This window comes from Citrobacter amalonaticus (assembly GCF_002918555.1).
GTDB classification, from domain to species: Bacteria; Pseudomonadota; Gammaproteobacteria; order Enterobacterales; family Enterobacteriaceae; genus Citrobacter_C; species Citrobacter_C amalonaticus_A.
This window is the reverse complement of record NZ_PQMB01000007.1, coordinates 56,176-77,948: the sequence shown is the minus strand read 5'-3', so window position 1 is coordinate 77,948 and position 21,773 is coordinate 56,176. Positions and strand designations below refer to the sequence as shown.

Here is a 21,773-nt window from a genome sequence, read left to right as displayed (position 1 = left end):
GACCCAGGACGGAAATGTTAAATGACAGGTAAGAAGCGTTCTGCCAGCTCGAGTCGCTGGCTTCAGGAACACTTTAGCGATAAATATGTTCAGCAGGCACAGAAAAAGGGGCTACGTTCCCGTGCCTGGTTTAAACTTGATGAAATACAGCAAAGTGACAAACTTTTTAAGCCGGGAATGACGGTGGTCGATCTCGGTGCCGCACCAGGAGGCTGGTCACAGTATGTGGTCACGCAGATTGGCGGGAAAGGCCGTATCATCGCTTGCGATCTTTTACCTATGGATCCTATCGTTGGTGTGGACTTTCTTCAGGGCGACTTTCGTGATGAACTTGTCATGAAAGCGCTGCTGGAACGCGTGGGTGACAGTAAAGTACAGGTTGTCATGTCCGATATGGCGCCAAACATGAGCGGAACACCGGCGGTGGATATCCCCCGCGCCATGTATCTGGTGGAACTGGCGTTAGAAATGTCCCGCGATGTGCTAGCGCCGGGTGGAAGTTTTGTAGTGAAGGTGTTCCAGGGCGAAGGTTTCGATGAGTACCTAAGGGAAATTCGCTCCCTGTTTACGAAGGTTAAAGTTCGTAAGCCGGACTCTTCTCGCGCACGTTCGCGTGAAGTGTATATTGTAGCGACCGGGCGTAAACCCTAACCAGCAGATTTCAGACGAAAGTTTGAAAGACGCTGGATATAGAGTATCCTGACGCTGTTTTTAACACAGTTGTAATAAGAGGTTAATCCCTTGAGTGACATGGCGAAAAACCTAATACTCTGGCTGGTCATTGCCGTCGTGCTGATGTCAGTATTCCAGAGCTTTGGGCCCAGCGAGTCTAATGGCCGTAAGGTGGATTACTCTACCTTCCTGCAAGAGGTCAACAACGACCAGGTTCGTGAAGCGCGTATCAACGGACGTGAGATCAACGTTACCAAGAAAGATAGTAACCGTTACACGACCTACATTCCGGTTAACGATCCGAAGCTGCTTGATAACCTGCTGACCAAGAACGTCAAGGTTGTTGGCGAACCACCAGAAGAGCCGAGCCTGCTGGCCTCTATCTTCATTTCCTGGTTCCCGATGCTGTTGCTGATCGGCGTCTGGATCTTCTTCATGCGCCAGATGCAGGGCGGCGGTGGCAAAGGCGCCATGTCGTTCGGTAAAAGCAAAGCGCGCATGTTGACGGAAGATCAGATCAAAACCACTTTCGCTGATGTCGCCGGTTGTGACGAAGCGAAAGAAGAAGTGGCTGAACTGGTTGAATATCTGCGTGAGCCGAGCCGTTTCCAGAAGCTGGGCGGTAAAATCCCGAAAGGCGTACTGATGGTAGGTCCTCCGGGTACCGGTAAAACCTTGCTGGCGAAAGCCATTGCGGGTGAAGCGAAGGTTCCATTCTTTACTATTTCCGGTTCTGACTTCGTGGAAATGTTCGTGGGTGTCGGTGCATCTCGTGTACGTGACATGTTCGAACAGGCCAAGAAAGCGGCACCGTGCATTATCTTCATCGATGAAATCGACGCCGTAGGCCGCCAGCGTGGCGCAGGTCTGGGTGGTGGTCATGATGAACGTGAGCAGACGCTGAACCAGATGCTGGTTGAGATGGATGGCTTCGAAGGTAACGAAGGTATCATCGTCATCGCGGCAACTAACCGTCCGGACGTTCTGGACCCTGCGCTGCTGCGTCCGGGCCGTTTCGACCGTCAGGTTGTGGTTGGTCTGCCAGACGTACGTGGCCGTGAACAGATTCTGAAAGTGCATATGCGTCGTGTACCACTGGCGCCGGATGTTGATGCGGCAATCATTGCCCGCGGTACACCTGGCTTCTCTGGTGCAGACCTGGCTAACCTGGTGAACGAAGCGGCGCTGTTTGCTGCACGCGGCAACAAACGTGTTGTCTCCATGGTTGAGTTCGAGAAGGCGAAAGACAAAATCATGATGGGTGCGGAACGTCGCTCCATGGTGATGACGGAAGCGCAGAAAGAATCAACGGCTTACCATGAAGCAGGACACGCGATTATCGGTCGCCTGGTGCCAGAACACGATCCGGTGCATAAAGTGACGATTATTCCGCGCGGTCGTGCGCTGGGTGTGACCTTCTTCCTGCCTGAAGGCGACGCAATCAGCGCCAGCCGTCAGAAGCTGGAAAGTCAGATCTCCACGCTGTACGGCGGTCGTCTGGCAGAAGAGATCATCTACGGCGCTGAACATGTTTCTACCGGGGCATCGAACGACATTAAAGTCGCGACTAACCTGGCGCGTAACATGGTGACCCAGTGGGGCTTCTCTGACAAACTCGGTCCGCTGCTGTACGCAGAGGAAGACGGAGAAGTGTTCCTCGGTCGTAGTGTCGCAAAAGCCAAGCATATGTCTGATGAAACCGCGCGTATCATCGACCAGGAAGTGAAATCGCTGATTGAACGTAACTACAATCGTGCGCGTCAGCTCCTGAATGAGAATATGGACATCCTGCACGCGATGAAAGATGCGCTCATGAAATATGAGACTATCGACGCTCCGCAGATTGATGACCTGATGGCTCGCCGTGATGTTCGCCCGCCGGCTGGCTGGGAAGAGCCAGGCTCATCTAATAACTCTGACAACAATGGCACGCCTCGTGCGCCGCGTCCGGTTGATGAACCGCGTACGCCGAACCCGGGTAACACCATGTCAGAGCAGTTAGGCGACAAATAAGTTACCGTTGTTGATGACTGCGTTTTTATTGAAAACCCTGGGGCTTGCTCTGGGGTTTTTTCTTATCAATTTGTACTCTAAATAATTCGAGTTGCGGGAAGGCAGCCTTCGGTGAGCGACAAATCCGCCGGGAGCAGATTTGAACGCTGCTCGCAGCGGCCCGGTACGGGGATGGGCCGAATAACAAAGCCAACGCATCAGCAACTTGAAGTATGACGAGTCTATACCAGGATGACACCATGAAACTCTATGCCCAGGGGACTTCACTGGATCTCAGCCACCCGCACGTGATGGGGATTCTCAACGTGACGCCAGACTCCTTTTCCGATGGCGGAACGCATAACACGCTGATTGAAGCAGTGAAACATGCCAATCTGATGATCAATGCCGGGGCAACCATCATTGACGTCGGAGGGGAGTCAACGCGGCCCGGCGCCGCCGACGTGAGCGTTGCAGAGGAGCTGGAACGGGTTATTCCTGTCGTTGAGGCCATTGCTCAACGTTTTGAAGTGTGGATTTCCGTTGATACGTCTAAGCCGGAGGTGATCCGTGAAGCCGCGAGAGTGGGTGCTCACATCATTAATGACATCCGTTCTCTTTCGGAGCCGGGGGCGCTCGACGCGGCGTCGGAGACCGGGTTGCCCGTCTGCCTGATGCATATGCAAGGGCAACCAAAGACGATGCAGGAAGCGCCGAAGTATGATGATGTGTTTGCCGAGGTGAATCGCTACTTTATTGAGCAAATAGCACGCTGTGAAAGGGCTGGCATCGCAAAAGAGAAATTGTTGCTCGACCCTGGATTCGGTTTCGGTAAAAATCTCTCACACAATTATACCTTACTGGCGCGTCTGGCTGAGTTTCATCATTTTAACCTGCCGTTGCTGGTAGGAATGTCGCGTAAATCAATGGTCGGGCAACTCCTGAACGTGGGGCCCTCCGAGCGTCTGAGTGGTAGCCTTGCCTGTGCGGTGATTGCCGCCATGCAGGGGGCGCAGATTATTCGTGTCCATGACGTCAAAGAAACCGTAGAAGCGATGCGTGTGGTGGAAGCCACTCTGTCTGCAAAGGAAAATAAACGCTATGAGTAATCGTAAATATTTTGGCACCGATGGGATTCGCGGCCGCGTTGGCGACGCCCCTATCACACCTGATTTTGTGCTGAAGCTGGGCTGGGCTGCCGGTAAGGTACTGGCACGTCATGGGTCACGTAAAATCATCATCGGCAAAGATACGCGTATATCCGGTTATATGCTGGAGTCGGCGCTGGAAGCGGGTCTGGCGGCAGCGGGATTATCAGCCTCCTTCACCGGGCCAATGCCCACGCCGGCAGTCGCATATCTGACGCGGACTTTCCGTGCCGAAGCCGGGATTGTTATCTCTGCATCGCACAACCCGTTCTACGATAACGGTATCAAATTCTTCTCCATCGACGGGACTAAGCTGCCTGATGCAGTTGAGGAAGCCATTGAAGCTGAGATGGAAAAAGAGATTACTTGTGTAGACTCTGCCGAGCTGGGTAAAGCCAGCCGCATTGTGGATGCTGCCGGGCGCTACATTGAGTTTTGCAAAGCCACTTTTCCGAATGAGCTGAGCCTGAGCGAACTGAAGATTGTCGTCGATTGCGCGAATGGGGCGACCTATCACATTGCGCCAAACGTTTTACGTGAGCTGGGGGCTAACGTTATTGCCATCGGCTGCGAGCCGAATGGCGTCAATATCAATGAAGAAGTCGGCGCTACCGATGTACGCGCTTTGCAGGCTCGTGTCGTTGCTGAGAAAGCCGACCTGGGTATTGCCTTCGATGGCGACGGCGATCGCGTGATCATGGTTGACCATGAAGGCAATAAGGTCGATGGCGATCAGATTATGTACATTATCGCCCGTGAAGGATTGCGCCAGGGCCAGCTGCGCGGTGGTGCGGTGGGGACGTTAATGAGCAATATGGGGCTGGAACTGGCGCTCAAGCAACTGGGTATACCGTTTGCTCGCGCGAAAGTTGGCGACCGCTATGTCCTGGAAAAAATGCAGGAGAAAGGCTGGCGTATTGGCGCGGAAAACTCCGGGCACGTGATCCTGCTGGATAAAACCACTACCGGTGACGGTATTGTTGCAGGTCTGCAGGTGCTGGCTGCGATGGTACGTAACCATATGAGTTTGCACGACCTGTGCAGCGGTATGAAAATGTTCCCGCAGCTGCTGGTTAACGTTCGTTTTACCGCTGGCAGCGGCGATCCGCTGGAAAATGAAAATGTGAAAGCGGTCATGGCCGACGTTGAAGCGGCATTGGGTAACCGTGGACGTGTACTGCTGCGTAAATCGGGCACTGAGCCATTAATCCGGGTGATGGTTGAAGGCGAAGATGAAGCGCAGGTCACTGAATTTGCTCACCGTATTGCGGACGCCGTGAAAGCGGTTTAACGCTTGTAAAGCGTCAGCGCCGGAGTCCTGGACTCCGGCATTTTTTTATTGTGCTGAAAGTGATTTTTTGCGTTGATGTTGCCAGAAATAGCCACCGGCCATTATCAGCACGAAGGCTGCCAGCCACGGTAAAACCGCCAGCAAATGCCCTGAACGTGCAAATGTCAGGACAATCATCAGCAACCAGCCACCCAGCATGGGAATAGCGGTACGTTTAACAATATCCACCGGTGATACGCCAGCGATCCCCGCAATGGCTATGATAACGCCGGCAATCGGCGATAACGTTCGACCAATACCCGCTGATAGCTGAATAGGCAGCATCATCACCGCAATGTCGCTCCCAATGTGGCGACTGATGTCGGGTACCATCGGTGCGAAAGAGAAAAACGCCGCATTACCGGAACCCATGAGTGCCGAAATTGCAAAGGTGATCAAGGTCATCAGCAGAATAATCGAGGCGGCACTGAGCCCAAATTCACCGGAAAGCGACAGAAGCGCGTCGACCGCACCAATAGCTTTCAGCCCGGCAGAAAAAACTTCACCAGCGATAATCAGCGTCACGACGGTGGCAAACACGCTGCCCATGCTGTCGAATACTTTTTGCACTCCCGCCATGACTTCACGCGCCTTCCGATGGCGGCAATACTCGCAAATCAACGTAATGGCGAGGCTTATCAGCACGGCGGTATCCAGGGTAATTTTGAGCGTACTAAACAGCAAATCGCTACATAACAACATCAATACCAGCGGTAGCATCGGCAGGAACAGCCAGGCCACCGGCGCAGAGGTTTCGTCGGTTGGCGTTAATGTTTGCATCTGCTGAGTCGCATCGTCCCCACTTTCCCGGCGATCGAAAAAGCGCTGTACAGCAATATGGAGCAGGGCAATGAAGAGAATAACGGGCACGACGATTGGAAGCTGGTCCTGGACGAAATAGTTCACGACCTCAATCCCCGCTGTTTTGGCGGCCAGTACAGAGTTGCCGGAACCCGGACCAAACTCAACTGCACAGGTACTGGCGATCACGGCTGCCACCGCGGCACGACTGCAACCCAGACGCGTCAGCAAAGGGTAAAGCGTTGCCATCAGTAGCAAGCCCAGTCCCGTGGCGCTGCTGATAAACAGAGACAGGAATTGCCCCAGTAATAGTGCCAGCCCGAGCAGCAGATAAGGAGAGTTCAGGCGCTGCAAAGGACGGGATGTGACCCGGACCAATACCTGGCTTGCGCCAATTGCTGACATATAGGTGGCAAAGCCGCCAATCAGCATTATTTGCAGTCCGAGACCACCGAGGCGAACGCTCAGGGTATCGCGAATAAACTCGAAAGCATCGAAAGGGCCAAATCCGGTGCTTTTTTTCACCAGGCCACTGAGCGTAGTCAGCCCGCTAAAATGTGCGATGAGCAGCAGCACGATCCCGGTCAACAGTAGCACAGATTGTGGGTGATACTTTTTCAGGATCAGGCGTCCAGCAAATACAATGGCGACCAGCGCCAGTAATAATGACATTTTTGCATCCTCACTCAAAATTACCGTTAACCAGACATTCACCATCACGCATTAACGGCTTGCCTGCGGAAAACAGATGCGCCAGTGAGAGATCGTTATTGAGAACGCAAATATCTGCCCGTTCTCCAGCGCAGAGCATACCGCCGGAAATACCCAAAGAACGTGCGACGTTTGCCGTCATCATCGAGATCGCCTGAGACACAGGAATGCCGACATCGATCAGGCGAGGAAGCAGGGTAAGATTACCTGCGACTGGAGCAGCACTTAATCCTTCAACAATTCCTTGAGCGTTAAAGCGCGGCACGCTGCCATTACCATCAGAGCTGATAGTAATGCGATCGGCCGGGACCTGAGCTTCCAGGGCGTGGAGAATGGCCTCTTCCTGAGGCATAAATCGGCTACCGCCAGACGTCACGTCAATATGACCACCGCGATGTGCGAAAGCGATAGCCTGTTCGAACAGCGACTCTGTTCTCGCAACATGGGTAGGCGAAATATGGTGGATCGGGATCCCTGCGTCACAAAGCTCAACAAGTTGCGACATTCCTTCCGGTAGATTACCGAGGTGGACATGCAGTAACCCTTTTTTACCAGCCAGCAGCGAGGCAACCCGGATATCGCTGACGATTCTCAACAACTCCTGGAAAGAGGGGTATGAACCACGGTGGTCGGCCAGGGCGATTTTGACGCCGAGAATTGCCGGGATAAAGGCCATATCATCGCGAATGGATCGCGTAATCGTCGGGCTGGGTAGCGCGTAGGCTCCGGTATGCATAAACGCGCGCAGCCCCTCAAGGTTAAGAGACTGCATTTTTGCGTAGAGATCTTTGGGGGAGCGAGAAATAGCATCGGTGCCAAGCACGCCGACGACCGTTGTAATACCGGCCTGAATCAGATCGCGCAATTTGACGGCGGGTGTCCGGCTGGCGAACCCGGCTTCACCGCCGCCACCGGTAAGATGGACGTGCTGATCGATAATACCCGGAATAACCCACTTACCCCGGCAATCGATGACGTCTTTGACGCCATCAACGCGTGAAATATCTTTTTCTACTGCCACAATACGATCGGCATGTATGAGCAGGGAGCAAAGGCCTAAATCTTCAGGTGAAAATACACGAGCATTGGTCAGTAAAGTAAACATATCAGTCCTGTCAATCGTCAAGAGGAGGGAGACTCGGCAGGTGAAACAGAATATTGTTGTTATAATGTCCACATTAAAGCCATTGCTATAAGTGTGACTATTTCCGATTTGTTATCGGTGGATACTGTTATGGAATGACGGAGAGTTTGACGTGGATTGTAAGTGGTTAGAAGATTTCCTGGCGCTGAGTCAGCATGGAAACTACTCCCAGGCTGCCATACAGCGGCATATCACTCAACCAGCACTGAGCCGACGTATTAAGGGACTGGAGGAGGCGCTGGGCGTCCCGCTGTTCGATCGCACCACGACTCCCGTTACGCTGACCTCTTATGGTGAGCGTTTTGAACCCTATGCACGGCATGTCCTCAGCACATTGACGGAAGCACGCCATGAGCTGTCTGCAATGATCCCGGCAACAGATAACACGCTGGTGATGGTCAGTCTGCATACGTTGTCGGTGAATATCCTGCCTGACATGATCAATTACCTGCGACAAAGCGAACCACAATTAAATTTTACGGTAAATGCCTGCATTCAGGGGATTGATAACCACTTTAATGCTTTGATAAACCGCCAAATTGATCTCCTGGTGACCTACGATTTACCCTCTTCGCAGCCGGGTCTGGAGATTGCCGGAGAGTTAAAACGTGCCTTGTGGCGATATGAGCGTTTTATCCCGGTGATCTCTGCACAGCTGATGGACGGGCTTGATGCTCCGGACGTGCAGATCCCGTGGTTATGCTACAGCGACTACACCTTTGTCAGGCGCATTATTGACCCATTAGAGCAGCGTGTGCGGCCACGGCTGAAGAAGGTGTTTGAGAGTGGTTTAAGCGAAACCATACGGGAAATGGTCCTGCGCCATATGGGGATGGCGTGGTTACCGGAATCGATGGTGGCTGAAGAGTTAGTGAACCAGGAGATTATCCACTGTTGGCCAGAAAATTCAGATCTGATAAGTGAAATTCCTGTCGTTGTCTGGGCTAACCTTGACGATCAGCGATCTGTTATGCAGAGATGCTGGGATAAGTTGCTGCGTTTTTGAATGATATGGCGATTTTTTCCGCAGTTGATACAATGTCAACAAATTGCCCTTGCGAAGGTTATTCGCTTTGGTTAGTATTCACACCCGCTTCAGTGGGAAACAGTAAATTATCCCACTTTATTGGTTGAAGCATTGGTACGCGGCGACTCCGCAAGGAACAGGTTGATTATGTACGAAGCTCTTTTGGTAGTTTTCCTTATTGTAGCAATTGGCCTTGTCGGTCTGATCATGCTGCAGCAAGGTAAAGGCGCTGATATGGGAGCCTCCTTTGGAGCAGGCGCTTCCGCTACGCTGTTTGGTTCAGGTGGTTCTGGTAACTTCATGACCCGTATGACAGCTCTGCTGGCAACGCTGTTCTTCATCATCAGTCTGGTGCTGGGCAATATCAACAGCAACAAGACCAGTAAAGGAAGTGAGTGGGAAAATCTGAGCGCTCCGGCGAAAACCGAACAGACTCAGCCAGCTGCTCCGGCTCAGCCGACCAGCGATATCCCGCACTAAGATTTCTGTGCCGAGGTGGTGGAATTGGTAGACACGCTACCTTGAGGTGGTAGTGCCCAATAGGGCTTACGGGTTCAAGTCCCGTCCTCGGTACCAAATTTCAAAAAAAGACGCTGCAAAGCGTCTTTTTTTCGTCTGCATTTCGGGGATTGCTGACTGATAAGTGAAGCGCCATCAGGTACGTTACGCAAAATGTCGGATGGCGGCGTAACTGCCTTATCAGACTGACAAAGCTCAGATCCCATATTGGGTTAACGGTCCATAAAAAAAGCCGCTATCGCGGCTTTCGTTATTTTCAATGAGCGTTATTTCGCTTTGCTTTCCAGATTCTCAACCTGCGGCAGGCCGGTTGTGGAAGAGGCGGTCAGCAGGCCAGACTGCGCATAACCGAACAGCTTCTCACGGGTATCGGTGATATCCAGGTTGCGCATAGTCAGCTGACCGATACGATCGTCCGGAGAGAATACCGAGTCGCCTTTCTCCATCGTCAGACGTTCTGGCTTATAGGTCAGGTTGTCAGACACTGTGTTCAGGATCGAGTAGTCGTTACCGCGACGCAGCTCCAGCGTAACTTCACCGGTAATCTGACTGGCCACCCAACGTTGCAGACTATCACGTAGCATCAGCGCCTGAGAGTCGAACCAGCGCCCCTGATACAGCAGACGTCCTAACTGACGACCATGAGCATGGTACTGCTCAATCGTGTCTTCGTTATGAATACCGGTCAGCAGACGCTCGTAGGCGATATGCAGCAGCGCCATCCCAGGGGCTTCATAGATCCCACGGCTTTTCGCTTCGATGATACGGTTTTCAATCTGGTCGCTCATCCCCAGACCGTGACGCCCGCCGATACGGTTGGCTTCCAGCATCATCCCGACGTCATCGCTGAATGTTTTGCCGTTCAGCGCAACCGGATGACCCTGCTCAAAACGCACAGTGACTTCTTCTGCCGGGATCTTCACGCTCTCATCCCAGAATTTCACGCCCATAATTGGGTTGACGATTTTGACGCTGGAGTTCAGAAACTCGAGGTCTTTTGCTTCGTGGGTCGCGCCCAGCATGTTGGAGTCGGTGGAGTAGGCTTTTTCGACAGACATTTTGTAGTCGAAGCCGCAGGCAATCATAAATTCGGACATCTCATGGCGACCGCCGAGTTCATCGATAAAATCGGTATCCAGCCATGGTTTGTAAATCTGCAGTTCGGCGTTGGTCAGCAGACCGTAACGATAGAAACGCTCAATGTCGTTACCTTTATAGGTACTGCCGTCACCCCAGATATTTACGCCATCTTCTTTCATGGCCGCAACCAGCATGGTGCCGGTAACGGCACGGCCCAACGGTGTCGTATTGAAATAAGTTAATCCGCCGGTTGTATTATGGAAAGCCCCGCACTGAATCGCAGCAATCCCCTCTGCAACCAGCTGCTTGCGGCAATCAATCAGGCGAGCGTTCTCTGCGCCGTATTCCATCGCACGACGAGGAATTGAATCGTAATCCTCCTCATCAGGCTGACCCAGATTCGCAGTATATGCATATGGGACAGCTCCTTTTTGTCGCATCCACAGCAGTGCAGCGCTGGTGTCCAGGCCGCCGGAAAAAGCGATACCAATACGTTGACCTACCGGGAGATGCTTGAGAATCGTCGTCATAAAATAGAACCCTGCTTAAGTAACTGATGGTGAGATCGGTTTTTTGCTCTCAGTGCATTTTTATGCAAAATAAGTGAGTTTTCATTTAATCATCTTTTATGGACGACAGGAAGAGTTTAGTGACAATTTCGTAAAATAACGGCGCAGGTTGTGTCCTGGGCGAGGGAACAACGGCATGAGACAGGAACAAGTCGTATATTCATTCTACTGCATACTGGGTTCGACCTTGACAGCATGAGCGTTGGATCAATATAATACGCGCAGATTTTACGTCCCGTCCTCGGTACCAAATCCCAGCAGTATTTGCATTTTTTACCCAAAACGCGTAAAATTTGCCACGTTTCAGGCGCGGGGTGGAGCAGCCTGGTAGCTCGTCGGGCTCATAACCCGAAGGTCGTCGGTTCAAATCCGGCCCCCGCAACCACTTTTCCTTAGAGTTCTTTTTCAAATATACTGTGAAGACTATGGCCTTCGTAGCGGGATTTGAAAAAAATTCTTTCGGAAAGTGCTCCAGACCGCAGTTGCGGTTATAGGGTTCAGTTATCTAAAGCCCCGATTTATCGGGGTTTTTTGTTATCTGACTACAGAATAACTGGGCTTTAAGCCCTTTTTTTATGTCTTGGGGGTGGGCTTGTCCACATTAGAGCAAAAATTAACAGAGATGATTACAGCGCCAGTTGAAGCCTTAGGTTATGAGCTGGTCGGCATCGAATTTATTCGTGGTCGCACATCCACACTGCGCATCTATATTGATAGTGAAGATGGCATCAATGTTGATGATTGTGCTGATGTGAGCCACCAGGTGAGCGCGGTGCTGGACGTTGAAGATCCCATCACCGTGGCCTACAACCTGGAAGTCTCCTCACCGGGTCTCGATCGTCCAATGTTCACTGCTGAACACTATGCGCGTTTCCTGGGGGAAGAAGTGTCGCTGGTACTCCGTATGGCGGTTCAGAACCGTCGTAAATGGCAGGGCGTTATCAAAGCGGTGGATGGTGAAATGATCACTGTCACAGTCGAAGGTAAAGATGAAGTGTTCGCGCTGAGTAATATCCAGAAGGCGAACCTGGTTCCCCACTTTTAACAGTCTGGATGAGGTGAAAAGCCCGCGATGAACAAAGAAATTTTGGCTGTTGTTGAAGCCGTCTCCAATGAAAAGGCGCTGCCTCGCGAGAAGATTTTTGAAGCGCTGGAAAGTGCGCTGGCGACAGCAACAAAGAAAAAATATGAACAAGAAATCGACGTTCGTGTAGAAATCGATCGTAAAAGCGGTGATTTCGACACGTTCCGCCGCTGGTTGATCGTTGAAGAAGTGACTCTGCCGACAAAAGAAATCACTCTGGAAGCTGCACGTTTCGAAGACGAAAGCCTGAACCCTGGTGACTATGTTGAAGATCAGATTGAATCTGTCACCTTTGACCGTATCACCACTCAGACGGCAAAACAGGTTATCGTTCAGAAAGTACGTGAAGCCGAACGTGCGATGGTTGTCGATCAGTTCCGTGAACACGAAGGTGAAATCATCACCGGCGTGGTGAAGAAAGTTAACCGCGACAACATCTCCCTGGATCTGGGCAGCAATGCTGAAGCCGTGATCCTGCGTGAAGATATGCTGCCGCGTGAAAACTTCCGCCCTGGTGACCGTATCCGTGGCGTTCTTTATTCCGTTCGCCCGGAAGCACGTGGTGCGCAGCTGTTCGTGACCCGTTCCAAACCGGAAATGCTGATTGAACTGTTCCGCATTGAAGTGCCAGAAATTGGCGAAGAAGTGATTGAAATTAAAGCGGCGGCTCGCGATCCTGGCTCTCGTGCGAAAATCGCAGTCAAAACTAACGACAAGCGTATCGACCCGGTCGGTGCTTGCGTGGGTATGCGTGGCGCACGCGTTCAGGCCGTTTCGACTGAACTGGGCGGCGAGCGTATCGATATTGTCCTGTGGGATGATAACCCGGCACAGTTTGTGATCAACGCGATGGCGCCAGCAGACGTCGCGTCTATCGTGGTGGATGAAGATAAACACACCATGGATATCGCTGTTGAAGCTGGTAACCTGGCACAGGCGATTGGACGTAATGGTCAGAACGTCCGTCTGGCTGCGCAACTGAGCGGCTGGGAACTCAACGTGATGACCGTTGATGACCTCCAGGCTAAACATCAGGCTGAAGCGCATGCAGCCATTGATACCTTCACCAAATATCTCGATATTGATGAAGAGTTCGCAACCATACTGGTTGAAGAAGGCTTTGCGACGCTGGAAGAACTGGCCTACGTGCCAATGAAAGAACTGCTGGAAATCGACGGCCTTGATGAACCGACCGTTGAAGCACTGCGTGAGCGTGCTAAAAACGCTCTGACCACTCTCGCACTGGCCCAGGAAGAAAGCCTCGGTGATAACAAACCGGCTGACGATCTGCTGAATCTGGAAGGATTAGATCGCGATATGGCTTTCAAACTGGCTGCCCGTGGTGTTTGTACGCTGGAAGATCTCGCCGAGCAGGGCATTGATGAGCTGGCCGATATCGAAGGCTTGACCGACGAAAAAGCCGGTGAGCTGATTATGGCAGCCCGTAATATTTGCTGGTTTGGCGACGAAGCGTAATAAACTGTAGCAGGAAGGAACAGCATGACAGATGTAACCGTAAAAGCGCTGGCCGCAGAGATACAGACCTCCGTGGATCGCCTGGTACAGCAATTTGCTGATGCAGGTATCCGGAAGTCTGCTGATGACTCTGTGTCCGCACAAGAAAAACAGACCTTACTGGCACATCTGAACCGTGAAAATGGTTCAGGCCCGGATAAATTGACGCTGCAACGTAAAACGCGCAGCACGCTTAACATTCCAGGTACCGGTGGAAAAAGTAAGTCGGTACAAATCGAAGTCCGCAAGAAACGCACCTTTGTGAAACGCGACCCGCAAGAGGCAGAACGTCTCGCTGCGGAGGAGCAAGCGCAGCGTGAAGCGGAAGAGCAAGCCCGTCGTGAGGCTGAAGAAACAGCCAAACGCGAGGCGCAACAAAAAGCTGAACGTGAGGCCGCAGAACAAGCTAAGCGTGAAGCCGCTGACAAAGCGAAACGTGAAGCTGCGGAAAAAGACAAAGTGAGCAATCAACAAACTGACGATATGACCAAAACCGCCCAGGCCGAAAAAGCCCGCCGTGAGAATGAAGCTGCAGAGCTGAAGCGTAAAGCGGAAGAAGAAGCGCGTCGCAAGCTTGAAGACGAAGCCCGTCGTGTAGCAGAAGAAGCTCGCCGCATGGCGGAAGAGAACAAATGGACCGATAACGCTGAGCCTACTGAAGACACCAGCGATTATCACGTTACCACGTCTCAACACGCCCGCCAGGCCGAAGACGAAAACGACCGTGAAGTTGAAGGCGGCCGTGGCCGTGGTCGCAATGCGAAAGCGGCGCGTCCGGCGAAAAAAGGCAACAAACACGCGGAATCTAAAGCCGATCGTGAAGAAGCGCGTGCTGCGGTTCGCGGTGGTAAAGGCGGCAAACAGCGTAAAGGTTCTTCACTGCAGCAGGGCTTCCAGAAGCCAGCTCAGGCTGTTAACCGCGACGTTGTGATTGGCGAAACCATCACCGTTGGCGATCTGGCAAACAAGATGGCAGTTAAAGGCTCTCAGGTCATCAAAGCAATGATGAAACTGGGCGCAATGGCGACCATCAACCAGGTTATCGACCAGGAAACCGCACAGCTGGTTGCCGAAGAGATGGGCCACAAAGTTATCCTGCGTCGTGAAAACGAGCTGGAAGAAGCGGTAATGAGCGACCGTGACACAGGCGCAGCGTCTGAACCGCGTGCACCGGTTGTGACTATTATGGGTCACGTTGACCACGGTAAAACCTCTCTGCTGGATTACATTCGTTCAACGAAAGTAGCCTCTGGCGAAGCGGGCGGCATTACCCAGCATATCGGTGCGTACCACGTTGAAACCGACAACGGTATGATCACCTTCCTGGATACCCCAGGCCACGCCGCGTTTACCTCTATGCGTGCTCGTGGTGCGCAGGCAACGGATATCGTTGTTCTGGTTGTTGCAGCAGACGACGGTGTGATGCCGCAGACCATCGAAGCTATCCAGCACGCGAAAGCGGCCGGTGTGCCGGTCGTGGTTGCTGTGAACAAAATCGACAAGCCGGAAGCGGATCCCGATCGCGTTAAAAACGAGCTGTCCCAGTACGGTATTCTGCCGGAAGAGTGGGGCGGTGAGAGCCAGTTCGTACACGTATCTGCAAAAGCAGGTACCGGTATTGACGAACTGCTGGACGCAATCCTGCTGCAGGCTGAAGTTCTTGAACTGAAAGCGGTACGTAATGGTATGGCGAGCGGCGCGGTAATCGAATCCTTCCTGGATAAAGGTCGTGGTCCGGTTGCGACTGTTCTGGTTCGCGAAGGTACCCTGCATAAGGGCGATATCGTTCTGTGCGGCTTCGAATATGGTCGCGTTCGTGCGATGCGTAACGAACTGGGTCAGGAAGTTCTGGATGCAGGTCCGTCCATTCCGGTGGAAATCCTGGGTCTGTCCGGCGTGCCAGCGGCTGGTGACGAAGTGACCGTGGTTCGTGACGAGAAGAAAGCGCGTGAAGTTGCACTGTACCGTCAGGGCAAATTCCGCGAAGTTAAACTGGCTCGTCAGCAGAAATCTAAACTTGAGAACATGTTCGCCAATATGACTGAAGGCGAAGTTCACGAAGTGAACATCGTGCTGAAGGCTGACGTTCAGGGTTCTGTGGAAGCGATCTCCGACTCCTTGCTGAAACTGTCTACCGACGAAGTGAAAGTGAAGATTATCGGTTCTGGCGTAGGTGGTATCACCGAAACCGACGCGACCCTGGCTGCGGCGTCCAACGCCATCCTGGTTGGCTTCAACGTACGTGCCGATGCCTCTGCTCGTAAAGTGATTGAAGCGGAAAGTCTGGATCTGCGTTACTACTCCGTCATCTATAACCTGATCGACGAAGTGAAAGCGGCAATGAGCGGTATGCTGTCTCCGGAACTGAAACAGCAGATTATCGGTCTGGCTGAAGTTCGTGACGTGTTCAAATCGCCGAAATTCGGTGCCATCGCGGGCTGTATGGTTACTGAAGGTACGATTAAACGTCACAACCCAATCCGCGTACTGCGCGACAACGTGGTTATCTATGAAGGCGAGCTGGAATCACTGCGCCGCTTCAAAGATGACGTTAACGAAGTCCGTAATGGTATGGAATGTGGTATCGGCGTTAAGAACTACAACGACGTTCGCGTTGGCGATATGATCGAAGTGTTCGAGATTATCGAGATCCAACGTACTATCGCGTAATCTTCGTCGTCTTTCGGGCCGCCACTGCGTTGGCTACGTGCGTTCAGCCCGGTCACATCGTTATCTGTGTGACCGGGGATTCACGCCCTTGCCGCCTTGTCGCAACCCAGAATACTGAGAAGATTGTTTTGCGTAGGCCGGGTAAGCGAAGCGCCACCCGGCATGAATTTCAAAAGGGGCTGATTGCCCCTTTTTTGTCTGGAGAATTTATTATGGCGAAAGAATTTGGTCGCCCGCAGCGCGTGGCGCAGGAAATGCAAAAAGAGATCGCAATCATCCTGCAGCGCGAAATTAAAGACCCGCGTCTGGGTATGATGACGACCGTCTCTGGCGTAGAGATGTCCCGTGACCTGGCCTATGCCAAAGTGTATGTCACCTTCCTGAACGACAAAGATGAAGACGCGGTTAAAGCGGGTATCAAAGCGTTGCAGGAAGCTTCGGGTTTTATCCGCTCTCTGCTGGGCAAAGCTATGCGCCTGCGTATCGTGCCGGAACTGACCTTCTTCTACGACAACTCGCTGGTTGAAGGGATGCGCATGTCTAACCTGGTGACTAACGTGGTGAAGCATGACGAAGAGCGTCGTGTGAATCCGGACGACAGCAAGGAGGACTGATGAGTCGTCCTCGTCGTCGTGGCCGCGACATTCACGGCGTCCTGCTGCTCGATAAGCCGCAGGGTATGTCCAGCAATGACGTGCTGCAAAAAGTTAAGCGCATCTACAACGCCAACCGTGCAGGGCATACTGGCGCGCTGGATCCGCTGGCGACCGGTATGCTGCCGATTTGCCTCGGTGAAGCGACAAAATTTTCGCAGTACCTGTTGGATTCCGACAAACGCTATCGCGTGATTGCCCGCCTGGGACAGCGTACTGACACTTCTGATGCTGATGGACAAATTGTGCAGGAGCGTCCGGTAATCTTCACCGCAGAGCAGTTAGCGGCTGCGCTGGAGACCTTCCGCGGCGATATCGAGCAGATCCCGTCGATGTACTCGGCGTTGAAGTATCAGGGCAAGAAGCTCTATGAATATGCCCGTCAGGGGATTGAAGTTCCTCGGGAAGCACGTCCGATTACCGTCTACGAACTGCTGTTTATTCGCCACGAAGGTAATGAGCTGGAGCTGGAAGTTCACTGTTCGAAAGGCACCTATATTCGTACCATCATTGACGACTTGGGTGAAAAGCTGGGATGCGGCGCGCACGTGACGTACCTGCGCCGTCTGACGGTCAGTAAATATCCGGTTGATCGCATGGTGACGCTGGAGCATCTGCAAAGCCTGGTTGATCAGGCTGAACAGCAGGGTGTCGCGGCGGCGCAGTTGCTCGATCCATTACTGATGCCAATGGACAGTCCCGCTTCGGACTACCCGGTAGTCAACATTCCGTTAACCTCCTCCGTCTATTTTAAAAATGGTAACCCGGTTCGAACTACAGGGGCACCGCTTAATGGACTGGTACGTGTTACGGAAGGTGATGACGGTAAATTTATCGGCATGGGGGAGATCGACGACGAAGGTCGCGTCGCGCCTCGCCGGTTAGTGGTGGAGTATCCTGCATAACGCTGCTCCGTCTTGCGATAAGGGAGCGCTGCGAGTAGAATACTGCCGCTTAACGTCGCGTAAATTGTTTAACAATCTGCGGGCGTGTACACAAAATCATTCGGGCTGCATCAGGGCGGCAAGTCTGATGATCCTCAGGAGCTTACGCAAGTAGGTAACTGAGGTGAGCGGACGCAGCCAACACAAAGGCAGTTTGAAAGATAAAGTGTATACACTGGGACCGCTGAATTAGAGATCGGCGTCCTTTCATTCTTAATACTTTGGAGTTTTAAAATGTCTCTAAGTACTGAAGCTACAGCTAAAATCGTTTCTGAGTTTGGTCGTGATGCAAACGACACCGGTTCTACCGATGTTCAGGTTGCTCTGTTGACTGCACAGATTAACCACCTGCAGGGCCACTTTGCAGAGCACAAAAAAGATCACCACAGCCGTCGTGGTCTGCTGCGCATGGTTTCTCAGCGTCGTAAACTGCTCGACTACCTGAAGCGTAAAGATGTTGCACGTTACACCCAGCTTATCGAGCGTCTGGGTCTGCGTCGCTAATTCTTGCGAGTTTCAGAAAAAGGGGGCCTTAATGGCCCCTTTTTTCAAGCGGATGGCAGCAATTCACTGGAAACTAATGTATTGTTGCTATGAATGATCTTCCGTTGCAGAGGTTCGCGCGGCTAATGAGAGGCTTTACCCAATAGAGTGGGTTAGGGTTGTCATTAGTCGCGAGGATGCGCAGAAGATCGGGTATTAACGACAGCGCAATATAGTGCTGTCAAAAATTGGAAAGGATATTATTTTGCTTAATCCGATCGTTCGTAAATTCCAGTACGGTCAGCATACCGTTACGCTGGAAACCGGCATGATGGCGCGTCAGGCCACTGCCGCAGTTATGGTTAGCATGGATGACACCGCGGTATTTGTTACCGTTGTCGGCCAGAAAAAAGCGAAGCCGGGCCAGGATTTCTTCCCGCTAACCGTTAACTATCAGGAGCGTACCTACGCTGCTGGCCGTATCCCGGGTAGCTTCTTCCGTCGTGAAGGCCGCCCTAGCGAAGGCGAAACCTTGATCGCGCGTCTGATTGACCGCCCGGTTCGCCCGCTGTTCCCGGAAGGTTTCGTGAACGAAGTTCAGGTTATCGCGACCGTTGTTTCCGTTAACCCACAGGTTAACCCGGATATCGTGGCGATGATTGGTGCTTCCGCCGCGCTGTCCCTGTCTGGTATTCCGTTCAACGGCCCGATTGGTTCTGCACGTGTTGGTTATATCAATGACCAGTACGTACTGAACCCGACTCAGGACGAGTTGAAAGAGAGCAAGCTGGACCTGGTTGTTGCCGGTACCGAAGCCGCTGTACTGATGGTTGAATCCGAAGCTGAACTGCTGAGCGAAGATCAGATGCTGGGCGCGGTCGTATTCGGCCATGAACAGCAGCAGGTTGTTATCCAGGCTATCAACGACCTGGTGAAAGAAGCTGGTAAACCACGTTGGGACTGGCAGCCGGAAGCCGTAAACGAAGCGCTGAACGCTCGTGTGGCTGCGCTGGCAGAATCTCGTCTGAGCGATGCTTACCGTATCACCGACAAGCAGGAGCGTTATGCTCAGGTTGACGTGATCAAATCTGAAACCATCGCTACGCTGGTTGCAGAAGATGAAACCCTGGACGCTAACGAGCTGGGTGAAATCCTGCACGCTATCGAGAAAAACGTTGTACGTAGCCGCGTACTGGCAGGCGAGCCGCGCATCGATGGTCGTGAAAAAGACATGATTCGTGGTCTGGATGTGCGTACTGGCGTACTGCCGCGTACTCACGGTTCTGCGCTGTTCACCCGTGGTGAAACTCAGGCGCTGGTTACCGCAACGCTGGGTACTGCACGCGACGCGCAGGTTCTTGACGAACTGATGGGCGAGCGTACTGACAGCTTCCTGTTCCACTATAACTTCCCTCCGTACTCTGTAGGCGAAACCGGCATGGTCGGTTCTCCGAAGCGTCGTGAAATCGGCCACGGTCGTCTGGCGAAGCGCGGTGTCCTGGCGGTTATGCCGGAAATGGACAAATTCCCGTATACCGTTCGCGTGGTTTCTGAAATCACCGAATCCAACGGTTCTTCTTCTATGGCTTCCGTATGTGGCGCTTCCCTGGCGCTGATGGACGCAGGCGTGCCGATTAAAGCAGCCGTTGCGGGCATCGCAATGGGTCTGGTGAAAGAAGGCGACAACTTTGTTGTTCTGTCTGACATTCTGGGCGACGAAGACCACCTGGGCGATATGGACTTCAAAGTGGCGGGCTCCCGCGACGGTATCTCTGCACTGCAGATGGATATCAAAATTGAAGGTATCACCAAAGAGATCATGCAGGTTGCTCTGAACCAGGCTAAAGGTGCGCGTCTGCACATCCTGGGCGTGATGGAACAGGCGATTAACGCGCCGCGTGGCGACATTTCTCAGTTCGCTCCGCGTATCCACACCATCAAGATCAATCCGGATAAAATCAAAGATGTTATCGGTAAGGGCGGTTCTGTTATCCGTGCGCTGACCGAAGAGACCGGCACTACCATCGAAATCGAAGATGACGGTACTGTGAAGATCGCTGCGACCGACGGTGAAAAAGCGAAATTCGCTATTCGTCGTATCGAAGAGATCACCGCGGAAATCGAAGTAGGCCGTATTTACAATGGTAAAGTGACTCGTATCGTTGATTTTGGCGCGTTTGTTGCCATCGGCGGCGGTAAAGAAGGTCTGGTTCATATTTCTCAGATTGCTGACAAGCGTGTTGAGAAAGTGACTGACTATCTGCAGATGGGGCAGGAAGTACCGGTTAAAGTTCTGGAAGTTGATCGCCAGGGCCGCGTACGTCTGAGCATTAAAGAAGCAACTGAGCAGTCTCAGCCAGCTGCTGCGCCGGAAGCTCCGGCGAGCGAGCAGGGCGAGTAAGGTTGCCATTTGCCCTCCGCGTTGCGGAGGGCCTTTGACCTGGCTGGATGCCTTGTTGAGCTGCCGGGAACAGGACGTTCATTCAACCGTTGTCTTCGGGAGTGGGAAATGAAGCCTTTTTTGCGCTGGTGTTTCGTTGCGACAGCACTCACGCTTGCAGGATGCAGTAATACTGCCTGGCGTAAAAGTGAAGTCCTCGCGGTACCATTGCAACCGACTTTACAGCAAGAAGTGATTCTGGCACGTATGGAACAAATTCTTGCCAGTCGGGCTTTGACCGATGACGAACGCGCACAGCTTTTATATGAGCGCGGAGTGTTGTATGATAGTCTCGGTTTGAGAGCATTAGCGCGAAATGATTTTTCACAAGCGCTGGCAATCCGACCAGATATGCCTGAAGTATTCAATTACTTAGGCATTTATTTAACGCAGGCAGGCAATTTTGATGCTGCCTATGAAGCGTTTGATTCTGTACTTGAGCTTGATCCAACTTATAACTACGCGCACCTGAATCGCGGTATCGCATTGTATTACGGCGGTCGCGATAAATTAGCGCAAGATGATCTGCTGGCGTTTTATCAAGACGATCCCAATGATCCTTTCCGCAGTCTGTGGCTTTATCTCGCTGAGCAGAAGCTCGATGAGAAGCAGGCTAAAGAAGCGTTGAAGCAACGTTTCGAGAAATCGGATAAAGAGCAATGGGGATGGAACATTGTCGAGTTCTACCTGGGCAACATTAGCGAATCAACGCTGATGGAAAGGCTCAAGGCGGACGCAACGGATAACACCTCGCTCGCTGAGCATCTCAGTGAAACCAACTTCTATTTAGGTAAGTACTACCTAAGTCTGGGGGATTTGGACAGCGCTAAGGCTCTGTTCAAACTGGCGGTGGCTAACAACGTTCATAACTTTGTTGAGCACCGATATGCATTGTTGGAATTATCGCTCCTGGGCCAGGACCAAGATGACCTGGCAGAATCGGACCAGCAATAGCTGACGAATACATCAGCCCGTAATCTTTTTGATTGCC

General features: G+C 52.4%; 17 protein-coding genes and 2 tRNA genes. 16 read left to right on the top strand and 3 right to left on the bottom strand.

Annotated elements, in window-relative coordinates; translation table 11 throughout:
• The first annotated feature begins 21 nt into the window (after positions 1–21).
• The 4 genes from rlmE (at position 22) to glmM (ending at position 5,103) form a co-directional block, all read left to right on the top strand.
• The gene (rlmE, locus tag C3432_RS24230) at positions 22–651 is read left to right on the top strand and encodes a 23S rRNA (uridine(2552)-2'-O)-methyltransferase RlmE (protein ID WP_103779720.1); all 630 of its coding nucleotides are present in this window, start codon (positions 22–24) and stop codon (positions 649–651) included.
• A gap of 99 nt (positions 652–750) precedes the next feature.
• Positions 751–2,685, top strand: a complete 1,935-nt coding sequence (ftsH, locus tag C3432_RS24225) for an ATP-dependent zinc metalloprotease FtsH (protein WP_103779718.1) — start codon at positions 751–753, stop codon at positions 2,683–2,685.
• A 239-nt stretch (positions 2,686–2,924) separates the two neighbouring features.
• Positions 2,925–3,773, top strand: coding sequence for a dihydropteroate synthase (gene folP / locus C3432_RS24220; protein WP_103779716.1), 849 nt, complete (start codon positions 2,925–2,927; stop codon positions 3,771–3,773).
• Positions 3,766–5,103, top strand: a complete 1,338-nt coding sequence (gene glmM / locus C3432_RS24215; RefSeq protein WP_103779714.1) for a phosphoglucosamine mutase — start codon at positions 3,766–3,768, stop codon at positions 5,101–5,103. Before folP ends, glmM begins: the two co-directional genes overlap by 8 nt.
• Before the next feature lie 45 nt (positions 5,104–5,148).
• Here glmM and dcuC read toward each other — a convergent pair whose 3' ends face one another.
• Complete coding sequence (dcuC, locus tag C3432_RS24210) at positions 5,149–6,615, bottom strand: C4-dicarboxylate transporter DcuC (RefSeq protein ID WP_103779712.1); 1,467 nt, start codon at positions 6,613–6,615, stop codon at positions 5,149–5,151.
• Between the two features lie 10 nt (positions 6,616–6,625).
• Positions 6,626–7,759, bottom strand: a complete 1,134-nt coding sequence (iadA, locus tag C3432_RS24205) for a beta-aspartyl-peptidase (protein WP_103779710.1) — start codon at positions 7,757–7,759, stop codon at positions 6,626–6,628.
• A gap of 151 nt (positions 7,760–7,910) precedes the next feature.
• Here iadA and C3432_RS24200 point away from each other — a divergent pair, with 151 nt between their 5' ends.
• The 3 genes from C3432_RS24200 (at position 7,911) to C3432_RS24190 (ending at position 9,401) form a co-directional block, all read left to right on the top strand.
• The gene (locus tag C3432_RS24200) at positions 7,911–8,804 is read left to right on the top strand and encodes a LysR family transcriptional regulator (RefSeq protein ID WP_103779708.1); all 894 of its coding nucleotides are present in this window, start codon (positions 7,911–7,913) and stop codon (positions 8,802–8,804) included.
• A 168-nt stretch (positions 8,805–8,972) separates the two neighbouring features.
• The gene (gene secG / locus C3432_RS24195; protein WP_103779706.1) at positions 8,973–9,305 is read left to right on the top strand and encodes a preprotein translocase subunit SecG; all 333 of its coding nucleotides are present in this window, start codon (positions 8,973–8,975) and stop codon (positions 9,303–9,305) included.
• Between the two features lie 9 nt (positions 9,306–9,314).
• Positions 9,315–9,401, top strand: a tRNA-Leu gene (locus C3432_RS24190).
• Positions 9,402–9,610: 209 nt separating this feature from the next.
• Here C3432_RS24190 and argG read toward each other — a convergent pair.
• The gene (argG, locus tag C3432_RS24185; protein WP_103779704.1) at positions 9,611–10,954 is read right to left on the bottom strand and encodes an argininosuccinate synthase; all 1,344 of its coding nucleotides are present in this window, start codon (positions 10,952–10,954) and stop codon (positions 9,611–9,613) included.
• A 347-nt stretch (positions 10,955–11,301) separates the two neighbouring features.
• On the opposite strand from argG, the gene C3432_RS24180 reads away from it, so the two are divergent.
• From C3432_RS24180 to nlpI, 9 genes are all read left to right on the top strand, one after another.
• A tRNA-Met gene (locus tag C3432_RS24180) sits at positions 11,302–11,378 on the top strand.
• 207 nt (positions 11,379–11,585) lie between these two features.
• On the top strand, positions 11,586–12,038 hold the full coding sequence (gene rimP, locus C3432_RS24175) for a ribosome maturation factor RimP (RefSeq protein WP_146050966.1): 453 nt from the start codon (positions 11,586–11,588) through the stop codon (positions 12,036–12,038).
• A gap of 27 nt (positions 12,039–12,065) precedes the next feature.
• Positions 12,066–13,553 carry a transcription termination factor NusA gene (gene nusA / locus C3432_RS24170; protein ID WP_103779700.1) on the top strand — a complete coding sequence of 496 codons (1,488 nt, stop codon included), beginning with the start codon at positions 12,066–12,068 and terminating at the stop codon, positions 13,551–13,553.
• A 24-nt stretch (positions 13,554–13,577) separates the two neighbouring features.
• The gene (gene infB, locus C3432_RS24165) at positions 13,578–16,262 is read left to right on the top strand and encodes a translation initiation factor IF-2 (RefSeq protein ID WP_103779698.1); all 2,685 of its coding nucleotides are present in this window, start codon (positions 13,578–13,580) and stop codon (positions 16,260–16,262) included.
• Between the two features lie 212 nt (positions 16,263–16,474).
• On the top strand, positions 16,475–16,876 hold the full coding sequence (rbfA, locus tag C3432_RS24160; protein WP_001040201.1) for a 30S ribosome-binding factor RbfA: 402 nt from the start codon (positions 16,475–16,477) through the stop codon (positions 16,874–16,876).
• Complete coding sequence (gene truB, locus C3432_RS24155; protein ID WP_103779696.1) at positions 16,876–17,820, top strand: tRNA pseudouridine(55) synthase TruB; 945 nt, start codon at positions 16,876–16,878, stop codon at positions 17,818–17,820. Before rbfA ends, truB begins: the two co-directional genes overlap by 1 nt.
• Positions 17,821–18,093: 273 nt before the next feature.
• Positions 18,094–18,363, top strand: coding sequence for a 30S ribosomal protein S15 (gene rpsO / locus C3432_RS24150; RefSeq protein WP_073568473.1), 270 nt, complete (start codon positions 18,094–18,096; stop codon positions 18,361–18,363).
• Positions 18,364–18,607: 244 nt separating this feature from the next.
• On the top strand, positions 18,608–20,743 hold the full coding sequence (pnp, locus tag C3432_RS24140) for a polyribonucleotide nucleotidyltransferase (protein WP_103779694.1): 2,136 nt from the start codon (positions 18,608–18,610) through the stop codon (positions 20,741–20,743).
• Between the two features lie 108 nt (positions 20,744–20,851).
• Complete coding sequence (gene nlpI, locus C3432_RS24135; protein WP_103779692.1) at positions 20,852–21,736, top strand: lipoprotein NlpI; 885 nt, start codon at positions 20,852–20,854, stop codon at positions 21,734–21,736.
• The last annotated feature ends 37 nt before the right edge of the window (positions 21,737–21,773 follow it).